This is a genomic window from Rhodococcus sp. USK10, from assembly GCF_019378875.1.
GTDB lineage: Bacteria > Actinomycetota > Actinomycetes > Mycobacteriales > Mycobacteriaceae > Rhodococcus_F > Rhodococcus_F pseudokoreensis.
In genome coordinates this window covers 7,541,507-7,568,069 of record NZ_CP076048.1, presented here as the reverse complement: position 1 = coordinate 7,568,069, position 26,563 = coordinate 7,541,507, and the positions used below count along the sequence as shown (strand labels likewise).

General features: G+C 70.0%; 25 protein-coding genes and 1 riboswitch. Of the genes, 6 read left to right on the top strand and 19 right to left on the bottom strand.

Annotated features, from left to right (window positions below; all coding sequences use genetic code 11):
- The first annotated feature begins 22 nt into the window (after positions 1-22).
- Both I1A62_RS41485 and I1A62_RS41480 read left to right on the top strand, forming a co-directional pair.
- The gene (locus I1A62_RS41485) at positions 23-1,306 is read left to right on the top strand and encodes a bifunctional o-acetylhomoserine/o-acetylserine sulfhydrylase (protein ID WP_124394647.1); all 1,284 of its coding nucleotides are present in this window, start codon (positions 23-25) and stop codon (positions 1,304-1,306) included.
- Positions 1,303-2,427: a homoserine O-acetyltransferase gene (locus I1A62_RS41480; protein ID WP_219457965.1), complete on the top strand. Its 1,125-nt coding sequence runs from the start codon at positions 1,303-1,305 to the stop codon at positions 2,425-2,427. The genes I1A62_RS41485 and I1A62_RS41480 overlap by 4 nt, the downstream gene beginning before the upstream one ends.
- Before the next feature lie 30 nt (positions 2,428-2,457).
- Here the strand turns inward: I1A62_RS41480 and I1A62_RS41475 are convergent, their stop codons facing one another.
- From I1A62_RS41475 to I1A62_RS41465, 3 genes are read right to left on the bottom strand one after another with little or no spacing between them, the layout of a single operon-like run.
- Positions 2,458-2,742 carry a DUF3017 domain-containing protein gene (locus tag I1A62_RS41475; RefSeq protein WP_124394686.1) on the bottom strand — a complete coding sequence of 95 codons (285 nt, stop codon included), beginning with the start codon at positions 2,740-2,742 and terminating at the stop codon, positions 2,458-2,460.
- 1 nt (position 2,743) lies between these two features.
- A complete protein-coding gene (locus I1A62_RS41470) occupies positions 2,744-3,604 on the bottom strand; it encodes a bifunctional methylenetetrahydrofolate dehydrogenase/methenyltetrahydrofolate cyclohydrolase (RefSeq protein WP_005239862.1) in 861 nt (286 codons plus the stop codon).
- Between the two features lie 33 nt (positions 3,605-3,637).
- On the bottom strand, positions 3,638-4,243 hold the full coding sequence (locus I1A62_RS41465) for a pentapeptide repeat-containing protein (RefSeq protein ID WP_219457963.1): 606 nt from the start codon (positions 4,241-4,243) through the stop codon (positions 3,638-3,640).
- Between the two features lie 43 nt (positions 4,244-4,286).
- On the opposite strand from I1A62_RS41465, the gene I1A62_RS41460 reads away from it, so the two are divergent.
- On the top strand, positions 4,287-4,754 hold the full coding sequence (locus I1A62_RS41460; RefSeq protein WP_073359894.1) for a tRNA (cytidine(34)-2'-O)-methyltransferase: 468 nt from the start codon (positions 4,287-4,289) through the stop codon (positions 4,752-4,754).
- Here the strand turns inward: I1A62_RS41460 and I1A62_RS41455 are convergent.
- On the bottom strand, positions 4,735-5,679 hold the full coding sequence (locus I1A62_RS41455; RefSeq protein ID WP_124394628.1) for a LysR family transcriptional regulator: 945 nt from the start codon (positions 5,677-5,679) through the stop codon (positions 4,735-4,737). The two genes, I1A62_RS41460 and I1A62_RS41455, sit on opposite strands and share 20 nt — an antisense overlap.
- An 89-nt stretch (positions 5,680-5,768) precedes the next feature.
- Between I1A62_RS41455 and I1A62_RS41450 the strand changes: the two genes are divergently transcribed.
- Entirely contained in the window at positions 5,769-6,812 is a 1,044-nt protein-coding gene (locus I1A62_RS41450; protein WP_124394627.1) for a TDT family transporter, read from the top strand.
- A 6-nt stretch (positions 6,813-6,818) separates the two neighbouring features.
- Here I1A62_RS41450 and I1A62_RS41445 read toward each other — a convergent pair whose 3' ends face one another.
- From I1A62_RS41445 to I1A62_RS41415, 7 genes are all read right to left on the bottom strand, one after another.
- Entirely contained in the window at positions 6,819-7,127 is a 309-nt protein-coding gene (locus I1A62_RS41445; RefSeq protein ID WP_124394626.1) for a rhodanese-like domain-containing protein, read from the bottom strand.
- On the bottom strand, positions 7,124-8,017 hold the full coding sequence (locus I1A62_RS41440; RefSeq protein ID WP_124394625.1) for a DUF4349 domain-containing protein: 894 nt from the start codon (positions 8,015-8,017) through the stop codon (positions 7,124-7,126). Before I1A62_RS41440 ends, I1A62_RS41445 begins: the two co-directional genes overlap by 4 nt.
- Before the next feature lie 25 nt (positions 8,018-8,042).
- Positions 8,043-11,297: an error-prone DNA polymerase gene (locus I1A62_RS41435; protein ID WP_124394624.1), complete on the bottom strand. Its 3,255-nt coding sequence runs from the start codon at positions 11,295-11,297 to the stop codon at positions 8,043-8,045.
- Positions 11,298-11,445: 148 nt separating this feature from the next.
- On the bottom strand, positions 11,446-12,189 hold the full coding sequence (locus I1A62_RS41430; RefSeq protein WP_124394623.1) for a (2Fe-2S)-binding protein: 744 nt from the start codon (positions 12,187-12,189) through the stop codon (positions 11,446-11,448).
- The gene (locus tag I1A62_RS41425) at positions 12,182-12,958 is read right to left on the bottom strand and encodes an ABC transporter ATP-binding protein (protein WP_124394622.1); all 777 of its coding nucleotides are present in this window, start codon (positions 12,956-12,958) and stop codon (positions 12,182-12,184) included. Before I1A62_RS41425 ends, I1A62_RS41430 begins: the two co-directional genes overlap by 8 nt.
- The gene (locus I1A62_RS41420) at positions 12,955-14,043 is read right to left on the bottom strand and encodes an iron ABC transporter permease (RefSeq protein ID WP_124394621.1); all 1,089 of its coding nucleotides are present in this window, start codon (positions 14,041-14,043) and stop codon (positions 12,955-12,957) included. The genes I1A62_RS41425 and I1A62_RS41420 overlap by 4 nt, the downstream gene beginning before the upstream one ends.
- On the bottom strand, positions 14,040-15,035 hold the full coding sequence (locus I1A62_RS41415; RefSeq protein WP_219457962.1) for an ABC transporter substrate-binding protein: 996 nt from the start codon (positions 15,033-15,035) through the stop codon (positions 14,040-14,042). Before I1A62_RS41415 ends, I1A62_RS41420 begins: the two co-directional genes overlap by 4 nt.
- 98 nt (positions 15,036-15,133) lie before the next feature.
- A riboswitch (cobalamin riboswitch) is annotated at positions 15,134-15,276 on the bottom strand.
- 92 nt (positions 15,277-15,368) lie between these two features.
- Here I1A62_RS41415 and I1A62_RS41410 point away from each other — a divergent pair.
- Both I1A62_RS41410 and I1A62_RS41405 read left to right on the top strand, forming a co-directional pair.
- On the top strand, positions 15,369-17,489 hold the full coding sequence (locus I1A62_RS41410) for an MMPL family transporter (RefSeq protein ID WP_219457960.1): 2,121 nt from the start codon (positions 15,369-15,371) through the stop codon (positions 17,487-17,489).
- Between the two features lie 32 nt (positions 17,490-17,521).
- Positions 17,522-19,516, top strand: coding sequence for an SDR family oxidoreductase (locus tag I1A62_RS41405; RefSeq protein ID WP_124394618.1), 1,995 nt, complete (start codon positions 17,522-17,524; stop codon positions 19,514-19,516).
- Between the two features lie 5 nt (positions 19,517-19,521).
- On the opposite strand, the gene I1A62_RS41400 is transcribed toward I1A62_RS41405, so the two are convergent.
- The 8 genes from I1A62_RS41400 to I1A62_RS41365 form a co-directional block, all read right to left on the bottom strand.
- Positions 19,522-20,400: a sucrase ferredoxin gene (locus tag I1A62_RS41400; RefSeq protein ID WP_124394617.1), complete on the bottom strand. Its 879-nt coding sequence runs from the start codon at positions 20,398-20,400 to the stop codon at positions 19,522-19,524.
- Positions 20,401-20,429: 29 nt separating this feature from the next.
- The gene (locus tag I1A62_RS41395) at positions 20,430-21,008 is read right to left on the bottom strand and encodes a YdeI family protein (RefSeq protein WP_124394616.1); all 579 of its coding nucleotides are present in this window, start codon (positions 21,006-21,008) and stop codon (positions 20,430-20,432) included.
- A gap of 10 nt (positions 21,009-21,018) precedes the next feature.
- Positions 21,019-21,531 (bottom strand): hypothetical protein, encoded by a 513-nt coding sequence (locus I1A62_RS41390; RefSeq protein ID WP_219457958.1) that lies wholly within the window; start codon positions 21,529-21,531, stop codon positions 21,019-21,021.
- A 35-nt stretch (positions 21,532-21,566) separates the two neighbouring features.
- The gene (locus tag I1A62_RS41385) at positions 21,567-22,541 is read right to left on the bottom strand and encodes a R2-like ligand-binding oxidase (protein WP_124394614.1); all 975 of its coding nucleotides are present in this window, start codon (positions 22,539-22,541) and stop codon (positions 21,567-21,569) included.
- A 92-nt stretch (positions 22,542-22,633) separates the two neighbouring features.
- Positions 22,634-23,413, bottom strand: a complete 780-nt coding sequence (locus I1A62_RS41380; RefSeq protein WP_219457956.1) for an alpha/beta fold hydrolase — start codon at positions 23,411-23,413, stop codon at positions 22,634-22,636.
- A gap of 40 nt (positions 23,414-23,453) precedes the next feature.
- A complete protein-coding gene (locus I1A62_RS41375; protein ID WP_015889979.1) occupies positions 23,454-23,837 on the bottom strand; it encodes a VOC family protein in 384 nt (127 codons plus the stop codon).
- Positions 23,838-24,001: 164 nt separating this feature from the next.
- A complete protein-coding gene (locus I1A62_RS41370) occupies positions 24,002-25,555 on the bottom strand; it encodes a DNA polymerase Y family protein (protein WP_219457954.1) in 1,554 nt (517 codons plus the stop codon).
- Positions 25,552-26,391, bottom strand: coding sequence for a hypothetical protein (locus I1A62_RS41365; protein WP_160101597.1), 840 nt, complete (start codon positions 26,389-26,391; stop codon positions 25,552-25,554). The genes I1A62_RS41370 and I1A62_RS41365 overlap by 4 nt, the downstream gene beginning before the upstream one ends.
- Positions 26,392-26,563: the final 172 nt, after the last annotated feature.

Below are 26,563 nucleotides of genomic sequence, written 5' to 3'. Positions count from 1 at the left end.
AGACCACTGGAGTAGACAGCACATGACCGAGAACTGGTCGTTCGAGACCAAGCAGATCCACGCCGGGCAGACGTCCGACGCGACCACCAAGGCGCGGGCGCTGCCGATCTACCAGACCACCTCGTACACGTTCGACAGCACCGACCATGCTGCCGCGCTGTTCGGTCTGGCCGAGCCGGGCAACATCTACACCCGCATCATGAACCCCACCCAGGACGCGGTCGAGCAGCGCATCGCCGCCCTCGAAGGCGGCGTCGCCGCCCTGCTGCTGTCGTCCGGACAGGCCGCCGAGACGTTCGCGATCCTGAACCTCGCCGAGGCGGGCGATCACATCGTCTCCAGCCCGCGCCTCTACGGCGGCACGTACAACCTCTTCCACTACACGCTGCCCAAGCTCGGCATCGAGGTCTCGTTCGTCGAAGATCCCGACGACCTCGAGCAGTGGAAGAACGCGGTCCGGGACAACACGAGGGCGTTCTACGGCGAGACCATCTCCAATCCCCGCAACGACGTGCTCGACCTGCCCGGCATCTCCGGCGTCGCGCACGAGCACGGGATCCCGCTGATCGTCGACAACACCGTGGCCACCCCCTACCTGATCCGCCCGCTCGAGCACGGCGCGGACATCGTGGTGCACTCGGCCACCAAGTACCTCGGCGGTCACGGCACGGCCATCGCCGGCGTCATCGTCGACGGCGGCACGTTCGACTGGACGCAGGGCCGCCACAGCAGCTTCACCACCCCGGACCCGAGCTACCACGGCGTCGTCTACTCCGAACTCGGGCCGCCCGCGTACGCCCTCAAGGCGCGCGTGCAGTTGCTGCGCGACCTCGGTTCCGCGATCTCCCCGTTCAACGCGTTCCTCATCGCGCAGGGTCTCGAGACGCTGAGCCTGCGGATGGAGCGGCACGTGTCCAACGCGACCGCCGTCGCCCAGTACCTGGAGGCGCGGCCGGAGATCGTGTCCGTCGGATACGCCGGGCTCCCGTCGTCGCCGTGGTACGACCGGGCAAAGCAGATCGCGCCGAGGGGCGCGGGCGCCATCGTGACATTCGAACTCGCCGGCGGCATCGACGCGGGCAAGAAGTTCGTCAACGCACTCACCCTGCACAGCCACGTCGCGAACATCGGCGACGTCCGCTCGCTGGTGATCCACCCGGCATCCACCACACACTCCCAGCTGACCCCGGAGGAGCAGGCCGCCAGCGGCGTCACCCCCGGGCTGGTCCGCCTGGCAGTAGGCATCGAAGGGATCGACGACATCATCGCCGATATCGAAACCGGAATTACGGCGGCGGCATCTTGACCGTGAGCGCAGTACAGAACCTCCCCGTGGCAGACGGACGTCTCGGCACCGTCGACATCGGATCGCTCGAGCTCGAGAACGGCGCGGTGATCCCGTCCGTGACCCTCGCCGTGCAGCGGTGGGGCGAGCTGTCCCCGAACCGCGACAACGTGGTGCTCGTCGAGCACGCCCTGACCGGCGACTCCCACGTCACCGGCCCCGTCACCGACGAGCACCCCTCCCCCGGCTGGTGGAGCGGAATGGTCGGCCCGGGTGCGCCGATCGACACCGACGAGTGGTGCGTCGTCGCGACCAACGTCCTCGGGGGGTGCCGCGGCACCACCGGTCCCGGTTCGATCGCCGAGGACGGGCGCCCGTGGGGCAGCCGCTTCCCGGAGATCACCATCCGCGACCAGGTCGCGGCCGAGAAGAAGTTCACCGACCTCCTGGGGATCGACAAGCTGGCGTCCGTGGTCGGTGGTTCGATGGGCGGCATGCGCGCGCTCGAGTGGGCCGTCACGTACCCGGAGCAGGTGGCGTCGGCGCTCGTTCTCGCTGTCGGCGCCCGCGCGACCGCGGACCAGATCGGCACGCAGACCACCCAGATCGAGGCCATCATTAGCGACCCCGACTGGCTCGGCGGCGACTATCACGGCACCGGCCGGACCCCCCGGGCCGGACTGCGCATCGCCCGCAGGATCGCGCACCTCACGTACCGCACCGAGAGCGAACTCGACTCCCGGTTCGCGAACTCGCCGCAGGACGGCGAGGACCCCTGGCGCGGTGGGCGGTACTCCGTCGAGAGCTACCTCCAGCACCAGGCCGACAAGCTGGTCGGCAGGTTCGACCCGGGCACGTACGTGCTGCTGTCCGAGGCCATGAACCGGCACGACGTGGGTCGCGGCCGCGGGGGTATCTCGGCTGCGCTCGGGACGATCACCGCACCCGTCATCGTGGGCGGCGTCGACTCCGACCGCCTGTACCCGATCCGCCTGCAGGAGGATCTGGCCGAGGACATCCCCACCTGCGACGGCCTGCGGGTGCTCAACTCGCGGGACGGCCACGACGGGTTCCTCACCGAGGCTGCCGCCGTCGCCAAACTGCTGTCCGAAACGATGCAACTGGCCCGCGCCGGACGCTGATCCCGCGCGTTGTGACGCCCGCTCGGACCGTCAGTCGGTTCCGAGCGGGTCGATCGACACGGCCAGCCACACGATCGCGCCGCCGACGGCCACGAGCGCACCCACGTCGAAGGCCCTGCTGCGCACCGCGAGCAGTCCGACGCGCTCCGACGGCATCGTCAACCGGAACACGGCCGCCAGCAGGGTGGCGACACCGAACACGAACGCTCCTCGCCGCCACCGGTCCGCGAGCACGAACACCACGGCCACGACGATGACGACGAGGACTGCCAGCATGGGCAGGTTCTTCTTCGCGAACTGCCCCCAGTCGGCCATCTCAGCCGAGAGACGCTGCGACACGCTCAGCCCGCTCCACGACGTTGGTCAGCAGGAACGCGCGGGTCAGCGGTCCGACCCCACCGGGGTTCGGGGACAGGAAACCGGCGACCTCGGCGACGTCCGCCGCCACGTCGCCGCGCAGTCCGTCCTCGGTGCGGCTCACACCCACGTCGAGTACCGCGGCGCCGGGCTTGACCATGTCGGCCGTCACCAGCCCGGGAACACCTGCCGCCGCGATGACGATGTCGGCGCGCCGGACCTCCGCACCCAGGTCCCGCGTCCGGGTGTGGCAGAGGGTGACGGTGGCGTTCTCGCTGCGCCGGGTGAACAGCAGACCGATCGGGCGGCCCACGGTCACGCCGCGACCGACCACGACGACGTGCGCCCCCTCGATCGGGACCTCGTAGCGGCGCAGCAGGTGCAGGATGCCGCGCGGCGTGCACGGCAGCGGCGCTTCCTTGCCGAGCACCAGGCGGCCGAGGTTGACCGGGTGCAGGCCGTCGGCGTCCTTGTCGGGGTCGATGCGCTCGAGGGCGGCGTTCTCGTCGAGTTGCTTCGGCAGCGGGAGCTGCACGATGTATCCGGTGCAGTCCGGGTTGGCGTTGAGCTCGTCGATGGTCGCGTCGAGCTTCTCCTGCGTGATGTCGCCGGGCAGGTCGCGGCGGATCGAGGTGATCCCGACCTTCGCGCAGTCGTTGTGCTTGCCGCGCACGTAGGCGGCCGACCCCGGGTCGTCCCCCACCAGGACGGTGCCGAGACCGGGCGTGATGCCCTTGTCCTTCAGGGCGCTCACCCGCACCTTCAGGTCTTCGAAAATCTCGTCGCGGGTCGCCTTGCCATCGAGGATCGTTGCAGTCACGTGCCCCATTCTCTCAGGTTCGGATAACCAGTGTCAGGTCGGTTCCACCACGAGCCCGTTGGCCGTCGCGTACGCGATGGCCTGGGTGAGTTCGATCTGCGCCTCGTCCAGTGAGGCCGCCGTCCACAGGTTCGCGTCGACCTGCGCCCCACGCAGGTCCGCGCCGTCGAATTTCGCGCCCCCGGTGCGGGCTCCGGACAGGTCCGCCGAACGGAGCACGGCCCGGCGGAGATCCGTGCGGACGAGATTGGCCTCCCGGAACCGGCAGTCCGTGAAATCGAGTCCGCGCAGGTCCGCACCGCCCAGCGACACGAGCGTGAAGTCGCACTCGTCGAAGACCATCGGGCGCAGCCGGCAGTTGTCGAACTCCGACCCGAGGAAGCTGCAGTTGCGGAACTCGCTGTGCCACAACGTGGTTCTGGTGAACGAGCACGAGCGGAACGCCGTCCCCACGTGGTGCGACTCGGCGAGGTCGGCGCCAGTGAAATCGCAGTCGGTGAAGATCACCGACTCGGTGCGGAGTTCACTCAGGTCGGCGTCACGGAAGTTGCATTTCGTGTAGTGCCGCCGCTGCCAGTTCTGCGCGGGGAGGCGTGCGTCGCCGTAGTCCTCACCCACCACCTCTTGGACCGGATCCATGCGTCCATCATGCCGCCCCCTGGTGTGGCCCTAAGCTGTGCGGGTGTTCCGAGTGATGTTCCACGAACCCCGAATCCCACCCAACACCGGCAATGCCATCCGCATGGTGGCGGGCACCGGGTGCGAACTGCACCTCGTGGGACCGCTCGGGTTCGACCTGTCCGAGCCGAAACTGAAGCGGGCCGGGCTCGACTACCACGACCTGGCGTCGGTGACCGTGCACGAGAACCTGGAGGCGGCCTGGGCGGCGGTGGAACCGGCGCGGGTGTTCGCATTCACCGCGCACGCCACCGTGTCGTACGCCGACATCGCCTACCAGCCCGGCGACGTCCTGCTGTTCGGTCCCGAACCCACCGGGCTGTCGGCGGAGGTGCTGGCCGATCCGCACGTGACGGAGCGGCTCCGCATCCCCATGCTGCCCGGCAGGCGGTCGCTGAACCTGTCCAACGCCGCGGCTCTCGTGACGTACGAGGCGTGGCGCCAGCACGGATTCAGCGGGGCTGCGCTGTAGCGCCGGCAGCCAGGGCCCCGACCCCCGCGGCTGCGCCGGCACCGAGTGCGATGTCGAGGAAGTCCCGGGCCGCGCCCTGCACCCCGCGCACCGGGTCCCAGACGGCGGACAGCCGCCGCGGCAGCGTCAGCCCCTCCACCTGGACGGAGGCGAGCCTGCCGTCCGTCAGGTCGGCGGCGACCGCCAGCGAGGACAGCACCGCCGGAGCGTTGCCCGCCACGACGGCCGCCTTCACGGCCGTGCACGACGTCAGCTCCAGCAGCGGCGGGACGCACTGCGGGACCGCGTTCTCGAGGGTGGTACGCGTTCCGGACCCGGATTCGCGCTGAATCATCGGGGTCGCGGCGAGTTCGGACACCGGAATCGGCGATCGCCGCACCCATTCGTGGTCCGGCGGCACCACAACCACCAGGTGGTCTCGGCCGATCTCCCGCACCTGCAGTCCCGCCGGAATGTCCGGGCCCTCGACGAACCCGAGGTCGGCCTCGCCCGACAGCACCCGGGCGGTCACCTCGGACGAGTTGAGCAACCGCACGTTCGTGACCACGTTCGGATACTTGCGCCGCATCGCGACGGTCCATCCGGGAACCAGGTACTCGGCGATCGTCATGCTGGCCGCGACCGTCAGACCGGCCTGCCGTTCCCCTCGCAGCGCCGCGACTCCCGATGCCAGCTCCTCCGCGGTGGCGAGGATGTGACTCGCCCATTCGAGGATGAGCGCGCCCTCCGACGTGGGCCGCACCCCGCTGGCGCCGCGGCTGAACACCTTGATGCCGAACTGGCGCTCGGCCGACCGCACCCGGGCGCTGACGGCCTGCTGGCTGAGCCCGTGCTCGCGCCCCGCCGCACCCATGCTCCCAAGCCGCTCGACGGACAGCAGGACGTCGAGGGCACTGAGTTCGGGTACTCGGGGAGACAGCGGCACAACCCAAGGCTAGTCCCACAAACGTGATTTGTGGGCATTCAACGACAAGCCTTCTACCGGCCACGACGATGCGGCGGCAAGCTCTGGGTATGACCCCGAATTGGTTCGCAGCAGTGATGGGCACCGGCATCCTCGCAGTCGTCGCCGCCGCATTTCCGGCCGGCGTTCCGGTGGTCCGGACGGCCTCCGAGGTCTTCTGGCTGATCGCCGTGACGCTGCTCGTGCTGCTGACGACCGCCATGGTTCGGCACTGGATCCGCCGCCGCGACGACGCCCTCGCCGACGCCCGCAGCCACACCATGTTCCCGTTCTACGGCGCCGTGTCGATGGCGGTGCTGACCGTCGGCGCCGGCACCGGATCCGCGGGTCACGCACTTCTCGGCGACGTCGCCGTCCCCGCGTCGGCCACCCTGTGGACGATCGGGACCGGCATCGGGCTCGTCACCTACGCCGTCATGGCCCGCAGGCTGACCCGGCCCCACCAGGTGACCCCGGTGCCGTCCTGGCTCATGCCCGTCGTGCCGCCCATGGTGTCGGCCGCCTCCGGAGCCGCACTGGTGAGGCACCTCCCCGAGGGCGCACCGCAGATCGCGATGCTGGTGGTCTGCTACTCGCTGTTCGCGCTGGCGCTGAGTGCCGCACTGACCGTCGCCGTCGTCGTCGGCCGCCATCTGCTGGGCAACGGACTCCCCGCCACCCCGCTCGTGCCGACGCTGTGGATTCCGCTCGGCGTGATCGGGCAGTCGGTGGCGGCGATCAATCTGCTCGGCGCGGCGTCCGGCCACGCCTGGCTCCACAGTGTGGGCGTCGCCTACGGGACCACCGTCGGCGCGCTCGGCGTCCTCGCCCTCGCGACCGTGGTCACCGTGACCGCCAGGGCCTTTCGCCGCGGGTTGACGTTCACACCCGCCTGGTGGAGTTTCACGTTCCCCGTCGGCACCTGCGCACTCGGCGCGAACTCGCTCGGCCTGGCGACGGACTCCGTCGTGATCGTCGGCGCAGGCGTGACCCTGTGGTGCGCGCTGGTCGCCATCTGGGGCACCGTCGCGGTCCACACGCTGCGGCACGCCGCCGGGCGACTGGGCGAACGCGGCACCCGGGACGGCGTCCTCGCCTACAGCGTCAGCCGCTGACCGGACTTAAGCGCCGGACTCGATGGGGCGGCCGGACTGCATCCACGCGGACGTCCCGCCCGCCACCGACACGGCGTTGATCCCCCGCGCATTCAGGTACTCGGCCGCCTGCAGGCTCCGGCCGCCGACCGCGCAGATCACGTAGACGACGTCGGCTTCCGGGATCTCGTCCACGCGCGCGACGAACTCGCTGAGCGGAATCAGCGTCACCCCGGGAACCCGGGCCTGGGCGTACTCGTCGGCCTCGCGCACGTCGATGACGGGGGCGCCCGACGCCAATGCGCCGTCCAGGGCATTCAGGTCGACTTCGATCATGGGGTCTTCGCCTCTTCTCGTTCCGGCGCCGGGCCCGACGGGGGGCTGGGCGGCCTGTTGTACGTCCGGCGCAGACGGTACGCGCCGTACACGACCAGTGCGATGACGGCCACGAATCCGAACCAGGGAATCAGCGCCCCCACGACCACGGCGCCGCCTGCGATCGCCGACAGCAGGGCGTTCCAGCCCGCCACGACGCCTTCCCAGAAGTTGTCCGGGCCGGTGCTCGGACGTTCGGCGTCCGTGGTGGTGACGTCGATCATGATCGTGGCCAGTGCCACCTGGTCGCTCAGCGACCGCTTCTGGGCGGTGAGGCTGTCGAGTTCGCCCTGCCGCTCCGACAACGCCTTCTCGGCCTCGATCAGGTCCGCGGTGTTCGCGGCCGACGTGATGAGTCCCTGCAGGCGGGTGACGGACGCCGTCAGGGCGCCGATCCGGGCGTCGAGATCCTGCGACTGCATCGTCACGTCGCTCTTCGTGATGCTGACGCTGGTGACCTTGCCCAACTCGCGCAGATCGTCCAGCGTCCGGGTGAGCGAGTCGGCGGGCACCCGGATGGTCAGGGAACTGCTCGCGTCCTGGTCGTCGGAGCCCGGCTGTTCGGTGAGCTGGTCGATGCGTCCGCCCAGATCGTCGACCTTGTCCACGATCTGCCTGCCGACGGCCACCGGGTCGCCTGCGGTGAGCGCGACCTGCCCGGTGATGATCTCCTGACGCTCGGTGGGCGCCTGGTCTTTCGCGGGTTGCTGCACCGCGCCACCGATTTCCATCCGGCTCGAGTCCCCCGGCGAGGGAGCGGGCGACGACTGGGAGGAGCCGCTGTCCGAACCCCCACACCCCGCGAGCGCCAGCGTGGCCACGACGATCGCCGACAACACGTATCTCCTCATGACCAGATGCTAGCGGTGCGCGCGCTCATCGGAAGTCCCTCGATTTGGCGGACACCCGCAAATCCATCAGCTGCAACCGATCCGCCACCACCGTCACGGCGCCCTCCGCGTTCTGCACCTTGCCCCGGACCAGCAGTGCGGGTGCCGTATTGGCGAGTTTGCGGTACTTCGCCCACAACCCCACCGAACAGACGACGTTGACCATCCCGGTCTCGTCCTCGAGGTTGATGAACGTGACCCCCGCTGCCGTCGCCGGGCGCTGCCGGTGCGTCACCGCCCCACCCACCAGAACCCGGTCGCCGTCGGGAACGTCGAGCAGGTGCGCCGCCGGGATCACCCCGAGCGCATCGAGTTGCGGGCGCAGGAACTCGGTGGGATACGTGTCCGGTGACACCCCGGTGGCCCACACGTCCGCCGCTGCCAGTTCGAGATCGCTCATCCCCGGCAGGGTCGGCGCGCGGGTGGACGCCCCGATCCCCGGCAGCCGGTCGCGGCGCTCCCCCGCCGCGGCCCCCGCCGCCCACAGCGCCTCCCGCCGGGACAACCCGAAACTGTCGAGAGCGCCTGCGGTGGCCAGCGATTCGGCCTGCGCCGTGCTCAGTTCCACCCGTCCGGTGAGGTCGAGGAACGACGTGTACGGCCCGCCGGCGCCGCGAGATTCGACGATCCGCTCGGCCAGGGCGGTCCCGATGTGCCGCACCTCCCCGAGCCCGAGACGCACCTCCGTCCCGCCCGCTTCGACGGTGGCGTGCGCGAGGCTCGCATTGACGTCCGCGCCGTGCACCCGCACCCCGTGCCTGCGGGCGTCGGCCACCAGCGACTGCGGCGAGTAGAACCCCATCGGCTGAGCCCGCAGCAGACCGGCGCAGAACGCCGCCGGGTGATGCAGCTTGAACCACGACGAATAGAACACCAGGGCCGCGAAACTCTGCGAGTGACTTTCGGGGAAACCGAAATTCGCGAACGCGTACAGCTTCTCGTAGATCCGGTCGGCGACGTCCTCGCCGATCCCGTGCAGGTCCCGCATACCCTGGTAGAGCCGCCCCCTCAGCCGTTCCATCTTCTCGGGCGACCGCTTGGACCCCATCGCCCGGCGGAGCTGGTCGGCCTCGGCCGGGCTGAAACCCGCCACGTCGACCGCCATCTGCATCAACTGTTCCTGGAACAGCGGCACACCCAGCGTCCGCTTCAGCGCCTTCTCCAGGGACGGATGGTCGTACGTCACCGGTTCGAGTTTGTTGCGGCGGCGGATGTACGGGTGCACCGATCCGCCCTGGATCGGGCCGGGGCGGATGAGCGCCACCTCCACCACCAGGTCGTAGAAGTTCCGCGGTTTCAGCCTCGGCAGGGTGGCCATCTGCGCCCGCGACTCCACCTGGAACACCCCCACCGAGTCCGCCCGCTGCAACATCTCGTAGACAGCCTCCTCGGACAGGTCCAGCTGCGCCAGATCGACCTCGATCCCCTTGTGCTCGGCCACGAGGTCGATCATGTAGTGCAGCGCGGAGAGCATGCCGAGGCCCAGCATGTCGAATTTCACCAGACCCACCGCGGCGCAATCGTCCTTGTCCCACTGCAGAACACTGCGGTTCGCCATGCGCGCCCACTCCACCGGGCACACGTCGGCGATCGGCCGGTCGCAGATCACCATGCCACCCGAGTGGATGCCGAGGTGCCGCGGAAACCCCTCGATCTGAGCGGCCAGTTCGAGGACGGCGGGCGGAATGTCGGTGCCGGCCTCCTTCCCGATCCCACCCCAGCGGCTGACCTGCTTGCTCCACGCGTCCTGCTGCCCCTGCGAGAAACCCAGCGCCCGGGCCATGTCCCGCACCGAGGACTTTCCGCGGTACGTGATGACGTTCGCCACCTGCGCCGCGTACTGGCGTCCGTACTTGGTGTAGACGTGCTGGATGGCTTCCTCCCGGCGGTCGGATTCGATGTCGACGTCGATGTCCGGGGGGCCGTCGCGTTCGGGTGAGAGGAAACGTTCGAACAGCAATTTGTTTCGGACGGGATCCACGTTGGTGATTCCGATGGCGTAACAGACGGCGGAGTTGGCCGCCGAACCCCTTCCCTGGCAGAGGATGTCGTTGTTCTTGCAGAACGACACGATGTCGTGGACCACCAGGAAGTAGCCCGGGAAGTTCAGTTCGGTGATGATGCCCAGTTCGTGCTCGATCTGCCGGTAGGCCTCCGGCCGGTCCGCAGGCGCGCCGTAGCGGCGACGGGCCCCGTCCATCGTGAGACTGCGCAACCAGCTGGCCTCGGTGTGCCCGTCGGGAACGTCGAACGGGGGCAGTTGCGGCGCGATGAGCCGCAGGTCGAACGCACACTCCAGGCCGAGTTCCGCGGCGCCGCGGACGGCGTCCGGGTACGCGGCGAACAGGTGCGCCATCTCCTCGCCGGACCGGAGGTGCGCTCCCCCGGCCGGCGCCAGGTGCCCGGCCGCGTCGTCGAGACTCTGACGGGCCCGGACCGCGGCCATCGCCATGGCCAGTCTCCGGCGCGGCGGTCCCGCGAAGTGCGCCGCCGTGGACGCGATCACCCGAAGTCCGTGCTGCTGCGCGAGTTCGGCGAGGCAGGCGTTGCGCTCGGCGTCCTCCGCGACGCCGTGATGGGTGAGTTCCACCGTGACCCGGTCGGCACCGAATCGGTCGGTCAGTTCCCGGAGCCGGACGGCCGCGGCGTCCGGGCCGCCGCCGGCCAGCGCCTGACGCACGTGCCCCTTCCGGCAGCCGGTCAGGATCTGCCAGTGCCCGCCGGCCGCATCGGCGAGACCGTCGAGGTCGTAGCGCAGTCTGCCCTTCTCCCCTCCCTCGAGATGCGCCGCCGCGATCTCCCGGGAGAGCCGCCGGTAACCCTCCTGACCTCGCGCCAGCACCAGCAGGTGCGCGTCGTCCAACGTCAGTTCGGACCCGAACACGGTGCGCATGTTCAGTTCCTTCGCCGCCTCCGCGAACCGGACCACACCGTAGAACCCGTCGTGGTCGGTGAGCGCGATGGCCTCCAGACCGAGCCGGACGGCCTCCTCCACCAATTCTTCCGGCGGGGAGGCGCCGTCGAGGAAGCTGAACGCCGAGTGCGCGTGCAGTTCGGCGTACGGCACGGTGAAACCGGGACGCTCCTGACGACCTGCCCGGTACTCCCCCCGTTTGCGCGACCACGCGGGACTGTCGCCGCCGTCGCCCGGATACATCGACTCCGGGTCGACCCGCCCCGGCCTGCCCGACAGGACGCGTTCCATCTCGGACCACGTCGGCGGACCGTTTCCCCAACCCATCGGGCACACCTCTTCATGTCGTGCACGTGCCGTGCCTGAACACGCCGTGCCTGAACACAGGGAAGATGCCGCCGGGGAAGACGCATCATTCGAACTGGAGTTCGACTACGTCAGTCTGCCATCCCACTCACGGGCCGGTCAACGCAGGTCACGTCACGAGCGCGGCCAGACCTCTCAGACGGTCCTCGGCAGGCCTTCGCGGACAGCTCACGCACTTGCCCGAACCCGGGGTCTCGTAGATCAGGCAGCACGACGCCCGTTGCGTGAACCGGCGCGACAGCGTCCCGGCCCGGACGTCGACGAACCGCGGGTCCGGCAGCACGACACCGGCGTGGCGTAGTGCGTCCACCAGACCGCGGGCGAAGATGCTGCCGCGTACGCGGTCGCCGCACGCCGTTCCCGCGTCGAGGGCCCGGTTGGCGATCGAATCCGTCGTGATCGCCCACATCGCGGCGTACCGCACCCCGGATACGGCGGCAAGCGCATCGACGATCGGCGTCAGTGCCGCGGCCATTTCCGCCGCGAGTTCGGACAGTCCCTCGGTGACCGGCAGCCCCGACGACGCGATGATGCCGCCGAGGTACCCGTCGTCCCGCAGGAATGCCACGGCGTCGCCGAGCCCCGGGTGAGCGGCGACACCCGTGACGAGCGCGGTCGCGATCGGGATCCCGGTCAGCGTCGAACTGGCCGAGTACCACCACAGGGTGCCGTTGACCCGGGGGTCGTCACTGCCCCACCGCGCCGCCGTGTCCGCGACCCGGTCCGCGAGCCAGCCGGGATCGGTCAGCAGCGCGGCCGGGAACGAGGCGGCACCGGGGTGTGCGATCTGGTCGGCGATCATCGGGACGCGGCGGGCGGTCAGCTCGTACACGCGCCGCAGTTGCTCATCCATCGGCCGGCCCCAGGATCTCCATCGACAGCCGCGGACTCGACCGCACGACGGCGCGGATGCCGAACACCCCGCCGAGTACGGTGTCGTCCAGGACGTCGGCGGGTGGACCGGTACTGATCACCCGTCCATCGTGCAGCACGGCCAGCGTGTCGCAGTACTCCACGGCCAGCCGGAGGTCGTGCATGGTCACGACGATCGCGAGACCGTGGCCGGCGAGGTCGCGCAGCAGGTTCATCACCGTCAGCTGATGCCGCAGGTCGAGGTGGTTGGTGGGTTCGTCGAGCAGCAGCACCCGCGGCTGCTGCGCGAGAGCCCGGGCGATCGACACCCGCTGCCGTTCCCCGCCGGACAGCGCCTGCACGTCGCGGCCGGCGAGTTCGGCCAGCCCCACCTGCCGTATGCACGTCTCCACGATCTCGCTGTCGACCCCGTTCGCCCGTTCGAACCAGCCCCGGTGCGGGACGCGTCCGAGCGACACGGATTCGCGCACGGTCAGTCCCGCGGACACCCGCGGTTCCTGGGTGCTCGCGCCGATCGTGCGGGCAAGTTCTCGCCTGCCCAGGTCGGCGCTGTCCGTTCCGTCGACGACGACGGCACCCGCGGTCGGGGTGAGCGCGCGGTAGCAGCAGCGCAGCGCCGTGGTCTTCCCGGAACCGTTGGGCCCGACCAGCGCCAGCACCTCACCGGGACGCACGGCGAGGTCGACGCCGCGCAGCACTTCCCGCGACCCGAGTTCGGCGCGGACCCGGTGCAGACTCAGCGCGGTCACCGCTCGGCCCTCCCGTACTGCCGGTACAGCATCCACACGAAGATCGGCGCTCCCACGAGGGCAGTGACGACGCCCACCGGGACCTCGATGCTCCGCGCGACCGACCGCGCGGCCGTGTCCGCCGCGACCATCGCGATCGCGCCGAGGAACGCGGCGACGGGCAGCAACCGGACGGCGCGGGCACCCGCGACATACCCGGCCAGGTGTGGCACGAGCAGCCCGATGAAGCCGATGCCGCCCGCGACGGACACGGCCGCCCCGGCCAGCATCGACACCCCGAGCAACTGCACGACGCGGAAGCGCCGCACGTTCATCCCCAGAGCGGCGGCGCCGTCGTCTCCCGCCTGCAGCAGGTCGACACGGCTCGCGCTCAGCATCATCGCCGCCCCCACCGTCGCGAGTGCGGCGGCCGGGAAGATCGCCGTCGACCAGCGTGAGTCGCCGAAACCGCCCGCCAGCCAGTGCATCACCGAACTCAGTTGGTGCTCGTCGGCGACGACCAGGATCGAGAAGGTGATGAGAGCGGAGAACACCTGCGCCGACGCGACACCCACGAGGATGACCGCGGTCGGCTGCGGATACCGGCCGCCGATCGCCAGTGACAGGAACAGCGGCACCATCGCGCCCAGGAACGCCGCGACGGGAATCGTGAACGCGCCGAGCGCCCCCACCCCGAGCCCGAGCACCGTCACCACCACCACGCCGAAACCCGCGCCCGAGGACACCCCGAGCAGATACGGATCGGCCAGTGGATTACGGGTCACCGCCTGCGCGACAGCGCCGGCCAGGGCGAGCGCCGCCCCGACGACCGCCGCGGTCAGCGCCCGCGGCAGCCGGGAGTCGAGGACGATCGATTCCCGCGCCTGCGACCACCAGGAATCGAACGCGCCGGGCGCCACCCGGTGCGCGACGATCGCCCAGACGTCGCCGATCGGGATGCGCACCGAACCGAACGACACCGCGAGGCCGAGGACGAACAACGTCGCCAGCGCGAGCAGCATCATCAGGCCCGCGAAACCGCGGCGGGCGCGGACCGGGTGCGGCGCCGCTACCGGCGGCGCCGCACGTTCAGCGGTCGTGGTCATCGCGCGCCGACGGCGTCCGGATGCAGCGCCCGCGCGATCGTCTCCACCGACCGCACCAACCGCGGGCTCTCGAAGAAGTCGTCGAGCGGCACCACCACGAAACGGCCGGCCTTCACGGCGGGCGTCGTCGACATGATCGGATGCGACGTCAGGAAGTCGATCTTCGCCTGCGCGCTCGTCGTGCCGTAGTCGAGGACGACGATCGCCTCCGGGGCGCGCTCACCGATGATCTCCCACGTGGACTTCGAATACGGCTTCTCCCCCTCGGCGAAGAGGTTGGCCGCACCCGCGTGGTCCGCGATGATCTGGCCGACACCCACACCGCCGATCGTCAGCGGAACGTCCTCGCCGGAATCGTAGAAGAACGTCGGAACCGGGGTGGTGCCTGCGATCCGGTCCCGCACGGCCTGCAGCCCGGACGTCACCCGGTCGGTGACGGCGCTCGCCTCGTCCGGGACGCCGAGGATCTCACCGAGCTGCGTGTAATCGCTGCGCAGCAGCCCGATGTCGGGAAAACCCTGCCCGCAGTACTCGGAGAACAGGAACGTCGGAATGCCCTGTTCGCCCAGGGATTCGCGCGAGCGCCCCTCCTTCTCGTCGAACGCGCTGCGCATGCCGCCGACCACCAGGTCGGGGTCGAGGTCCAGGATCTGTTCCCGGGTCGGATATTCCTTCGCGAGTTTCGGGATCTTCGCGAACGCCTCCGCGAACTCCGGCAGCGGCGTCGCGTCGCCGTAACCCGTGCCGACGATGCGATCGCCCGCCCCCATCTCGATCAGCACCTCGGTGACGTGATCGTTCATGCTCACGATGCGCTGGGGCGGCGCGTCGAACGTCTCCGTTCGCGCGCAGTTGGTGACGGACACCGGTTCGGCGAAGGATTCGGTGGAAGCGCTCTGCCCCACGGACTCCCCGCGCGAACATCCGGCGACCACCAGCGCGGCCACGGCGAGCGTGACCAGAGCGGAACTTCGGAACAACTGACTGTGCATGTAAACCTCATTGCGGCTCAGAGCCACGAATGAGAAGCCGGCAGACGCCCCCGTGGAGGCGCGCCTGCGGGACTCCGCTTCGTAGACCACGACGAAAAGGATGTCGCACACCACACGCCGGGTAATCGGGCTCGCCACCGAAATGCTCTGGTGGCCTACCGTTGCGGGTCAGCGCCGGATTCGGACCGGCTTCCCCCGTGCGTGTGACTGCAAGTGCACTGCCGAGTATGCACGATTTGCCGGGACCCGCGTCACACCCCCACCGGCATTCCCTCGATCCGCACTACAGTCGGCAGTCGCAGCCGACCGCCCCCGACCACCCGGAGTTGACGCATGACACGTTGGGCCTCGACCGTTGTTTCACGCAAATGGTGGGTCCTGACCCTCGCCGTGTTCGCCGTCCTGGTGAGCGGCGTATGGGGCACCGGTGTGTTCGCGAAGCTCAGCTCGGGCGGATTCATCGACCCCGGTAGCGAATCCGCCGAGGTGGCACGGATCGTCGAGGCCAATCTGGGTCCGCAGACGCCGGACATCATCGCCATCTACACCGCACCCGACGGGAAGACCCTGGGTGACATCGGCCCCGAGGTCACCGCGAGTCTCGACCGGTTCGCCGCCGAGGTGCCGACGTATTCGGTGACGTCGTACTGGACGGCGGAGGCGACGCGGAAGCAACTGATGGTGTCGGAGGACGGCACCAAGGCGTCGGCGGCGATCACCGTCGACCCGGATGCCGGGATCACCGCCGCCACGTTCAACGACCTGCTGCCGAAGCTCGAGGTGGAGGGTATCGACACCGAGTTCGCGGGTAACTCGGTGTTGGGGGTGGCGTTCAACAACCGGCTGCAGCAGGACCTGGTGCGGGCCGCGGCGATCGCGCTGCCGATCACACTCGTGTTGCTGGTCTTCATCTTCGGCGGACTGGTCGCCGCCGCCGTGCCGGTGTTCGTCGGGCTGCTCTCGATCTTCAGCGCCCTGGCGACCCTGCGCCTGCTGACCCTGTTCACCGACGTCAGTTCGTTCGCGATCAACGTGGCGTCCCTGCTCGGCCTGGGGCTCGCGATCGACTACGGACTGTTCATCGTCGGCCGTTTCCGCGAGGAACTCGAATCCGGCGCCGACGTGGCCGAGGCGACCCGGCGCACCGTCCTGACCGCGGGCCGCACCGTACTGTTCTCCGGACTGCTTCTCGTGTGCGCGTTCTCGGGAATGCTGGTGTTTCCGCAGGACGTGATCAAGTCGCTCGGGTTCGGTGCGATGGCCGCCGTCGCGAGTGCGGCGCTGCTGTCCCTCACCGCGGTACCTGCGCTGCTCGCGATCCTCGGTCACCGCATCAACGCGCTGAGCTGGCGCAAGGACGCGGCGCAGCGCGGTGAGGTGCGCGCCCGCAAGTTCTGGGGCTCCGTCGTCACCGCGGTGATGCGGCGGCCGGTCGCCATCGCGGTCGGGATCGTCGCGGGCCTGATGGTCCTGGCCGCGCCTCTGCTCAGCGCCTCGCTCGGCGAGGTCACGTACACGGCGCTGCCCGAGAACGATCCCGCCCGCATCGCCACCGACACCCTCACCACCGAATTTCCCACCACCGGAAACGGCGCCACCCTCATCCTCCGGGGCACCGACGGCACCGCGCCGACTGCCGCCGACGGGGCCGCGGTGGCCCAAGCCGCCGGCCAGGTGCCGGGTATCGGCGCTGCCACCGTCGTCGCATCCAACGGCGACCTGGTGGCGGTGCAGGCCGTCTACTCCGAGGGAGTGACCACCGACGATCAGAGTGCGGCCGTGGACGGTCTCCGCGCCATCTCCGTCCCCGAGGGAACCGAACTGCTCGTCGGCGGCGGCCAGGCGACCGTCGACGACGGCAACGCGGCGATCGTGCACTGGATGCCGGTCATGATCGCGATCATGGTGGGTTCGACGCTGGTCCTGCTGTTCCTGGCGTTCGGCTCCGTGGTGCTGCCGATCAAAGCGGTCGCGATGGCGGGGCTGAGTCTCGCCGCCACGTTCGGGGTGCTCACCTGGATCTTCGAGCTCGGTCACGGCGCGGGCCTGCTCGGGGTCAGTCCGGCACCGCTCGAGGCGACGTTCGTGGTCCTCATTCTCGCCGTCGTCTTCGGCCTGTCCACCGACTACGAGGTGTTCCTGATGTCGCGCATGGTCGAGGCGCACGAGGCGGGCGCGACCACGGAGGAGGCGGTGCGTTTCGGCACCGAGCGCACCGGCCGGATCGTGACGGCCGCCGCGCTGCTGCTCGTGGTGGTGACCGGGGCATTCACGATCTCCGGTCTGTCGATCATGCGGTTCCTCGGCGTGGGCATGATCGTCGCGCTGCTCGTCGACGCGACGGTGGTCCGGATGCTCCTCGTTCCGTCCCTGGTGAAGCTGATGGGCGAGGCCAACTGGTGGGCTCCGGCCTGGATGAAGAAGGTGCACGCCAAGGTGGGTCTCGGCCACTAGTGCATCATCTTACTTTGGAGTAAGTTCGGGGCATGGCCACCTACCTCGTCACCGGCGGTACCGGATTCCTAGGCCGGCACGTGCTGCCCCTGCTCCTCGACCGCGATGCATCAGCCGAGATCCACGTCCTCGTCCGGCGCGCGTCCGTCGCGCGGCTGGAGGCGCTCGTCGACGGCATGCCCGGCGGCGAACGGGTGCATCCGCTGATCGGAGACCTGACGGAGCCCGGTCTCGGACTCGAGTCCGCACCCGCGGCCGACCACGTCCTGCACCTCGGCGCGATCTACGACCTCACGGCCGGTGACGAGCAGGCCGCCACGAACGTCGACGGCACTCGTTCGGTGATCGCACTGGCGCGGGAACTGGATGCGACCCTCCACCACGTCTCCTCCATCGCCGTCGCGGGAGATCACGAGGGGCCGTTCGGGGTAACCGATTTCGATCTCGGCCAGGGCTTCCCCACCCCGTATCACCGCACCAAGTTCGAGGCCGAGAAACTGGTCCGCGACGCCGAGGGCCTGCGCACACGCATCTACCGCCCCGCCGCGGTGGTCGGCAGTTCCGTCACCGGCGAGATGGACAAGATCGACGGCCCGTACTACCTCTTCCCTGCCATCGCGGCGCTCGCGAAACTCCCCGCCGCCCTGCCGGTGGCGGTCCCGCGGATCGGCGCGACCAACGTCGTGCCCGTCGACTACGTGGCGGCGGCCGTCGTGGAACTGATGACGGCGCCCGGACGGGACGGCCAGACGTTCCACCTCGTCAATCCGCGCCCCCAGCCGGTCCGCGAGATCTACGCCGCGCTCGCCGAGGCGGCGGGCGCACCGCATCCCGCGATCGGACTGCCCGGCGAACTCGTCCGCCCGTTCCTCACCCCCACCCCCGACTCGGTCCTCGACGCGGGACGCAAGGCGGTGCTCGGTGCGCTCGGCATCCCGCCGGTGCTCGTCGAGAACCTGACCCTGCCCACGGTGTTCGACGACCGCGGCACCCGGGAGGCGCTGCGCGGCACCGGCATCGAGGTGCCTCCCTTCGCCTCGTACGCCGGCAGGCTGTGGTCGTATTGGCGCGAGAACCTCGACCCCGACCGGGCACGCAGGCCCCACCCCGCCGGACCGCTCGTGGGCAGACACGTCGTGATCACCGGGGCGTCGTCCGGGATCGGCCGGAGTTCCGCGATCGCGACGGCCCGCAAGGGCGCGAAGGTCATCCTGCTCGCCCGCCGCACCGCGGAACTCGATGCCGTGGTCGCCGAGATCCGCGTGGCGGGCGGCGAGGCGTACGGCTACCCCTGCGACATCACCGACGACGAGTCGGTCGAACACACCGTCAAAGCCGTTCTCGCCGAACACGATCACGTCGACATGCTCGTCAACAACGCGGGCCGCTCGATTCGCCGGGGCCTGTACCACTCGACGGACCGGTTCCACGATTTCGAACGGACCATGGCCGTCAACTACTTCGGCGCGGTCCGGCTGATTCTCGCCTTCCTCCCGCAGATGCGCGAGCGGCGGTTCGGCCACATCGTCAACATCAGCAGCGCCGGGGTCCAGGGCGCGACCCCGCGATTCGCCGCGTACGTCGCCAGCAAATCGGCCCTCGACGGATTCACCGACGTTGCGGCATCCGAAACCCTCTCGGACGGAATCACGTTCACCACCATTCACATGCCGCTGGTCGAGACGCCGATGATCGCACCCACCGGCCGGTACAACATCGGGCCGATCACGTCCCCGGAGAAGGCGGCCGCCATGGTCGTCCGGGCGCTGATCGAACGCCCCAAACGCATCGACGTCCCGACCGGCACGCTCGGTGAACTCGGCCACGTCTTCGCACCGGCGGTCAAGGATCGCGTGCTGCACCAGATGTACCGCATGTTCCCCGATTCACCGGCCGCGAAGGGAACGAGCACGGACGACGCGACACCGGCCCCGCGGCGCACGCCGGAACCCCGGCACCACACGTCGTCGGTGCTCGGGCGCGCCGCCCGGAAGGTCGGAAGGCTGGTGCCCGGCACCCACTGGTGACCGTCTCAGGGGGCGAGGGCGCGGACTCCGGTGGCGACCACGGGTCGCACCGGCTTCGGCGCCGCCCCGCAACTCGCCGGCCGCGGCGGCAGTTCCCGCTGTTCGAGGTCGACGACCCAGCGACGCCCGTCGCGGTGGGTCACAACCGAATTCGCGTCCACCGTCAGCTCGTCCGCGGCGGCGTCCACCAGATCGCGGACGGCGAGTTCCGCCACCTGCCCCGGGGTGTCCCAGCAACTGCGGCCGCGCAGCCCGGTCCGGTACACCTCGCCCCGGGCGGCGGCGCGGACTGCGTCGACACTCTCCTGCGCCGACAGCCGGCCGTACGTGTAGCCCGTCGGCAGCAGGATCAACGACGGCGCGAACCGATGACCGCCCGTGTGCGAGCACTCCCACACCGCGTCGCCGAACTCCGCGGTCAGGCCGGCCGCGACCGGCCGCCCGAGCACGGCGCAGCACTGGTCCCTCTTCCCGTGCGCGCACACCAGGGCGACGGGGTCCGTCACGGGCGCGCCCAGACCGGGTGCCGACCCCGCGACCAAACCGAGGTCCAGGTCGAGCAGGTCTTCCGGGTAGCCGATCTCGAGCCGCTCGCACCACGACCGCGCGGGGTGCGACTGTGCCAGCAGCACCGTGCGCCGATCCGGCGGCGCGGTGCCGCGGCCGGGCCGGCGGATGAACATGACCCGCACCCCGGCGGCGTCGGCGCGGGCGTCGAGTTCGCGGGCCAGATCCGGGCCGAGCGCCGCGCCGTCGAGCACGTCCCGGCCCCACGCTCCGGGGAATTCCAGACACACCCAGCCCCTGACGTGCGCAGCGGTGCCCGCGAGGGGTTCGTCGGTCGCGGACATGGCGGAACAGGTGGCGGTGATCGTGTCAGGCACGCTGCCATTGTGTCAGTCGCGGAAATCGGTCAGTCGTGGAACTTCCTGCGCTCCGCCAGCTGCTGGACGAACTTCTCGATGCGGCGGGCACGCGTCTCCGGGCGTTTGGCGTCCTGCAGGCGGTAGTAGACGGCGTACCGGTTGTGGCTGTCGAGTGTCGCGTAGAAGGCCTCGGCCTCGGGATTCCGCGCGAGGGCGTCCAGGAAGTCCTGCGGTATCTCCGCCGCCTTCTGCCCCGCGTACGCGCGGTCCCAGCGGCCGTCCGCCCGGGCCCGCTCGACCTCCGCCACGCCTGCCGGCTCGAGGAGACCGGCGTCGGCGAGTTTCTCCGCGAACTCCCGGTTCCGCTTCGACCACGGACTCCGTGCCGAGCGTGGGGTGAACCGCTGCACGAAGAAGTCGTCGTCGACACGGCGCACCTGGCTGTCGATCCAGCCGTAGCACAGCGCGACCTCGAGCGCCCGGTCGTAGTCGATCGACGAATGCGCCGACCCCTTCTTCGCCATCTTCAGCCAGATACCGGGCGAGGAGGCGTGATGAGCGGCGAGCCACTCCCGGAACTCGGCCTGTCCGGTGAAGTACTCGACGCTCAGCTCGGCAGCACCCATGCGCCTGAATCTAGCGGGAGAACAACTTTCCCGCCCAGACCCTCACGAATCCCTGGGACAGGTATCCGAGCGCCCCGAGCGCCAGCACCCACTTGGTGACGCTGACCACGCTGGTGGTCCGCACGGTCGCGTCGGTGATGTGCTCACGGTGCGACAGCAGGTACAGCCCGACGAGGTTCTCGGCGTAGTCGCCCGCCGCCGAGATCACCGGCGCCGCCGCCAGCACCTTCTGCGTTCCCGGCGACAGCGGGGTAAGTTCCGCCAGCCGCCGGGCGCCCGTGCGCAGCGCGACGGCATAGATCAGCGGGTGGACGAAGTCCGGGTAGTAGTGGCTGCGGTAGCGCGCCGTGTCGGAGTCGGTCATCCCGTCGAGGATCGCGGTGTAGTCCCGTGCGGAGCGGGCCGTTTGGATCTCGGCGAGCCGGGGTGCCACGGGACCGAGCAGGCGGATGATGTTCGCCTGCGAGATCACGAATGCTGCGGACCAGCCGAGGAGTCTGCGGTCGAGTGCGGTGAGCGCCATGGGCCGATCCTGCCACTGCCACCGCCGGGTGCGCCTCAGCCGGCGGCCTCGGACATCGCCTCGGCGTCCTCCTCGCCGAACTTCTCCTCGAGCGCCTCGGGTGAGTAGTCCAGGTCGATCTCCTCGACCGGGCGTCCACGCGCGGATTCGATCGCCCCCAGCCGGCGCTGCGCCCGGTCCGCGGCGTACGCGATGAACTCCTGCGGGTCGAGCCCGTACGGCTGGACCTCGAATTGCTTGTTCACCCAGTCGATCATGCCCAGTGCCATCGGCATCAGCTCCGCCATCCGCTCCTGGACCACGCCCCAGTTGCCGTCGTCGGCGGCGACGTGCCTGCGGCACGTGAACGTCCCCCACGCCATGTGGCGTCGTTCGTCGTCGCCGATCCTGCGGACGAGTTCCTGCATTCCCGGCAGGATTCCGCGCGTCGTGCACACCTTCTGCCACGCGTAGTACCCGGTGAGCGCGAGGCTGCCCTCGATGACGTGGTTGTAGGTGACGCTGGCCCGCACCTGATTGGCCGGGCTGGGATCGGTCTCGAGGACCTTCAGCGATCCCGGCAATTCCTCGTAGAACAACTGCCGGTAGAACGGGTTGTCGGCGACGAACGGGTGCAGGTCCCGGGTCAGGCCCACCGCGTCCATCCACAACCGGAACACCTGGGTGTGCTTGGCCTCCTCGAAACAGAACTGCGTGAGGTACATCTCGTCGCCGAAGCGCCCCTCGGCTGCCATCGCCTTCATGAACGGCTGGATGTCCTCGGTGACCGCTTCCTCACCGGCGATGAACTGTGCGACCAGATACGTGGAGTTGCGCTGCTGCTCCGAGTTCAGCCCCTCCCAGTCCTCCGCGTCCCGGCTGAAGTCGAGGTCCGTGGGGTTCCAGAACTTGGCGTTGCCCTTCGTGAACAGCCGCAACGGGAACGCGTCCCAGTTGAGTCCCCCGTCGCGAAGTGAGCTGAACCCTTGCCTGCCGGACGTGTAGTGACGTCCGGGCGTGAGTGTCGACATCGTGGGTCCTTCTTCCTCGTTCCGAGCCCCCTCTTTCCGCTTCCACGGTAGTCCTGTCGAGGCCGCCGCGGTTTACATCTTCGGACTTTTTGTCAGCTCGTCTGAGGCTGCATGAGAAACGGCAGGACCTCCGCCGCGAACTCGTCGTACCGGTCGCGGTGAATGCTGTGCCCGCCGGGAAACACCACCACCCGGCACTTCGGTATCGCCGCGACGGCGGATTCGAGCTTGCGCGGGTCGACCATCCCGCCCGGTCCGCCGCGCAGGATGAGCGTGTCGGCCTCGATGTCCGGCAATCGGTCCCACCACAACGGATCCGGGCGGCGGAACTGCTCGATCGCGGAGCCCGTCATCGACCGGTCGAAGGCGAACACGGCCCGCGGATGCCGGATGACGCTCGTCGTCGCGTGCCAGAGTTCCGGCAGCGACGGCAACCGGTTCGCGAATACCTGTTCCGGGTCACCGGGACGCAACGGGAGCGGGGCCTCCTCGATCACCAGCCGGCGGACCAGCCCGGGTCGGGCCTGCGCCGCGAGCGACGCGGCATGACCGCCGAGCGAGTGTCCCACGAGGTCCACCCTCGTCAGCTCCAGGTTGTCGCACACCTCCACCACGTCGGCGCCGAACTCCTCGAACAGATACGACCCGGCGCGGGCACTGCGACCGTGCCCCCGCAGATCCGGGACGAGGACGCGTCTCCCCTGCGCGACGAGTGCGCGAGCGAAACGGTCCCAGGTGCCGCCGTCACCGCCCATCCCGTGCACCAGCACCACCGGCACGGGAGGGACGTCCGCCGGCACCGACGGCTCGCCGCTGTCCCGGTAGGCGATCTCGATGCCGGTGCGCGTCGGGGTAGTCCTGCTCGTGTCCACGACAATCCAGACTAGCGAGCACCGGCACCCCGGCCGCGGACTACCGGCCCGACCCGTACGGGCGGGTGATGATCTCCAGGTAGTGGCCGGACGGGTCGAGGAAGTAGACGCCCCGGCCGCCGTCGTTGGTGTTGATGGTGCCCGGCAGCGTCTGCCGCGGATCCGCCCAGTGGTCGAGACCCCACTCGACGATCAGGCCGTAGATCCGGTCGAAGTCGTCCTCCCCGACGAGGAACGCGTAATGCTGCGGCTGGAATTCGATCGGTGGTTCCGCGAAGTCGAGGGACACCCCGTTGTCGAGGGCGACCGCCAGGAAATGTCCGGCGGGCACGGCGTCCGGCAGCCCGAACAGCGTGGTGAAGAACGTCGCCGACTCCTGCTTGTCCTTGGCGGCGACGATGGTGTGGTTAAAGGAAATGGTCACATTCGACCCTTTCGGGATATGCCACGAGCCGACGACGCGACTGTGGCCGGCCTCCATGCCTGACGCTGTCCGCCACCGGCACGCGACCCTCTGCACAGCAAAGCATTTCGGACGGCCGGTCCGCAAGCGATGCCTGCGCGCGTCCTGTGCCATTCATGGATGTGTCACTCGTAGATTCCCTCCACCGACCAGCGGCCTGCCGTGCAGATCACCAGCAGCGCCCGCGACTCCTCCAGCAGCACCTGCGCCCTGGCCGCCGTCCGCGCCGCCGGAGGGTCCCACCACCGCTCGTCCACCGGCCACGGTCCGGCCCATCCGCACACCGCCCACTCTCTGCTCCCCCACCGCAGCCGCGCGGGAGGCGCGCTGAACACACCACGTTCCGTGACCGTCACAGCCGTACCCCGCTCGTCCGACATCCACACCTCCGGATACGCGGTCAGCACCGCGGCGGGGGCAGGTTCCGGCAACGTGCCCGGCCACGGCTCCGACGGATCGTTGCGAGGAATCAACTCGTCGCCCAACGGCAGCAACGTGATGCGTTCCGCCGGTCCCCGCCCGCCGCTGAGGACCCCCACCTGCACGGCTTCCCCGCCGAGCAGGCCCTGCACCCGCACCAGGGCCCGCCGGGCCCGTTCGTCCTGATCGCCGACTCCACCCCACAGCCCCAGCTGCAGGGCGCCTGCCGCCACCACCTCCACCGGCTCGAGCCGCAGGACGGCGATACCGGCGGTGGGCCGCTTCTCGCTGCGTCCGGTGAGCCACCCGTCCAGCTGCCACCGCACCCGGTCCGCTGTCGCCTCGGGTGTCAGCGGTTCCGCGCACCTCCAGATCCGGGACAGTTGTTCACCGTTGCCGGTGCTCGCCGAGATCGACAGCCGGGTGCAGGCCACCGCGGCGTCCGACAGCGTGCGATGAAGCTTCTCCGCCAATGCCCGTCCCGCGAAGGCGGCGGCGTCGACCCGTTCGATGACGGGATCGCACCGTTCCTCGACCTCCAGATCCGGGGGCAGCGACCGCCCGGACGGCGGACGCTCCGGCTCCCCCCGCGCGGCCCGGTGCGCCAGCACCGCATCGGTTCCGAACCGCGACGCCACGTCGCCCGCCGACAGCGCGGCGAAACTACCGATCGTGCGCAACCCGAGCCGGTGCAGCAGATCGACCAGCTCCCCGCGATGCGGCGCCGCGAGGCTCGGCTCCGCGGCAAGTTCCCGCATCGGGAGCGGCGCCAGGAAGGCCGCCCCCTCGCCGGGTGGCACGAGAGTTGCTCTGCGCGCGGCGATCACGGCCGTGGACAGCTGATCGGCGATACCTACCTGGCATTCCACCCCCACCGCCGACACCTGGTCCACGAGCCGTTCCGCGGCGGCTTCCTCCGAACCGAAATACCGGGCGACGCCGCGAGCGGACAGCACCACGAGACCGGGCCGCAACACCTCGACGCCGGGTGCCACCGCGTCGACAGCCGAGGCGACCGGCTCGAACAGTCGCGCGTCGCGGTCGGGATCGGCTGCCACCACATGCAACCGGGGGCACCGGGCCTGGGACTCGCGGCGGCGCAGACCTCGCCGCACCCCGTCCGCGCGGGCCGGCGCCGAGCAGGCGATCACCCGGTTGCCCGACGTCACCGCCACCGGATGGGTGGGCGGGAGATCCGCGGCGGCGGCCGCCGCGACCGCGGGCCAGTCGGGGCACCACAACGCCAGCACCCGGCTCACAGGCCCACAACCTCCACCGGCTCGGGGAAGGGGACGTTCCCGAGAGGCACCACCGGTTCCGGGGCGCCCACCCATTCCACCCGGCCCTGCGCCGACCGCACGTCCAGCCGGGTGGTGCGCGGCTGGAACGACCGCCCCCGGGCGCACACCGCCAGGCTGAGGGACCGCAACCGCCCGCAGCCCCGGTCCTGAGATCCGTTGCCCAGCCCGGCATAACCGTGCACCCGCGCCTCCAGCCGCATCTCCGCGCCGTCCCAGTGCCCGTCCGTGACGACCAGGGTCGCCCCCTTGCTCCGGGCGCGGGCCACCACCGCACGCGCACGGGACGGCGCCACCGACGCCCCTCCCAGCCCGAGCACCACCAGATCCATTCCGTCCAGCAGCACCGCGGCGATCTCCACCGGATCGGCGCCCGGGTCCGGGATCAGGGCCAGCCGTTCCAGCTGCGCGCCCATCTCGACCGCGGCCAGCACCCCGAGCCGGGGATGCCCGATCACCGCGACGTGACCGCCCCCCGCGGTCACGGATGCGACCAACCCCAGCAGGAGCGAGGTTGCACCCGACACCGACACCACCGAACCGCGCACCAGCCCGCCCCGGGGAAGGAGGCCGGCCAGCGCAGCCGGAACCGGAAGCACCCCGGCGGCATGGGAATCGGGAGCCGTGGACGTGCCCGTCGCAGGAAACCCGCCGTCCACCGGGGCCCGGCCCGCCACCGATTCACCGCGCGCGGGAACAGCGGCCATTCGCCGCCGGAGGTAGTCCAGACGCTCCTGCCGGGACAGCCCGGACAACTCGGGAGACCCCGGCACCGGAAACCCCGGCTCGCCGGCCACTTCAGCCAACTCGACACCCCTGACACTCGACACCAACAGCGGTCGGCAACCACGGGGAAGACGCGGCTCGAACAGACGCTTTGTTCGAACGTATTTTCGAACCCGTTTCCAGTAAAGCCGGTCCGTGAATGCCCGTCAAGTGGACCCAGAACGACCAGGTCAGGACGGCCGC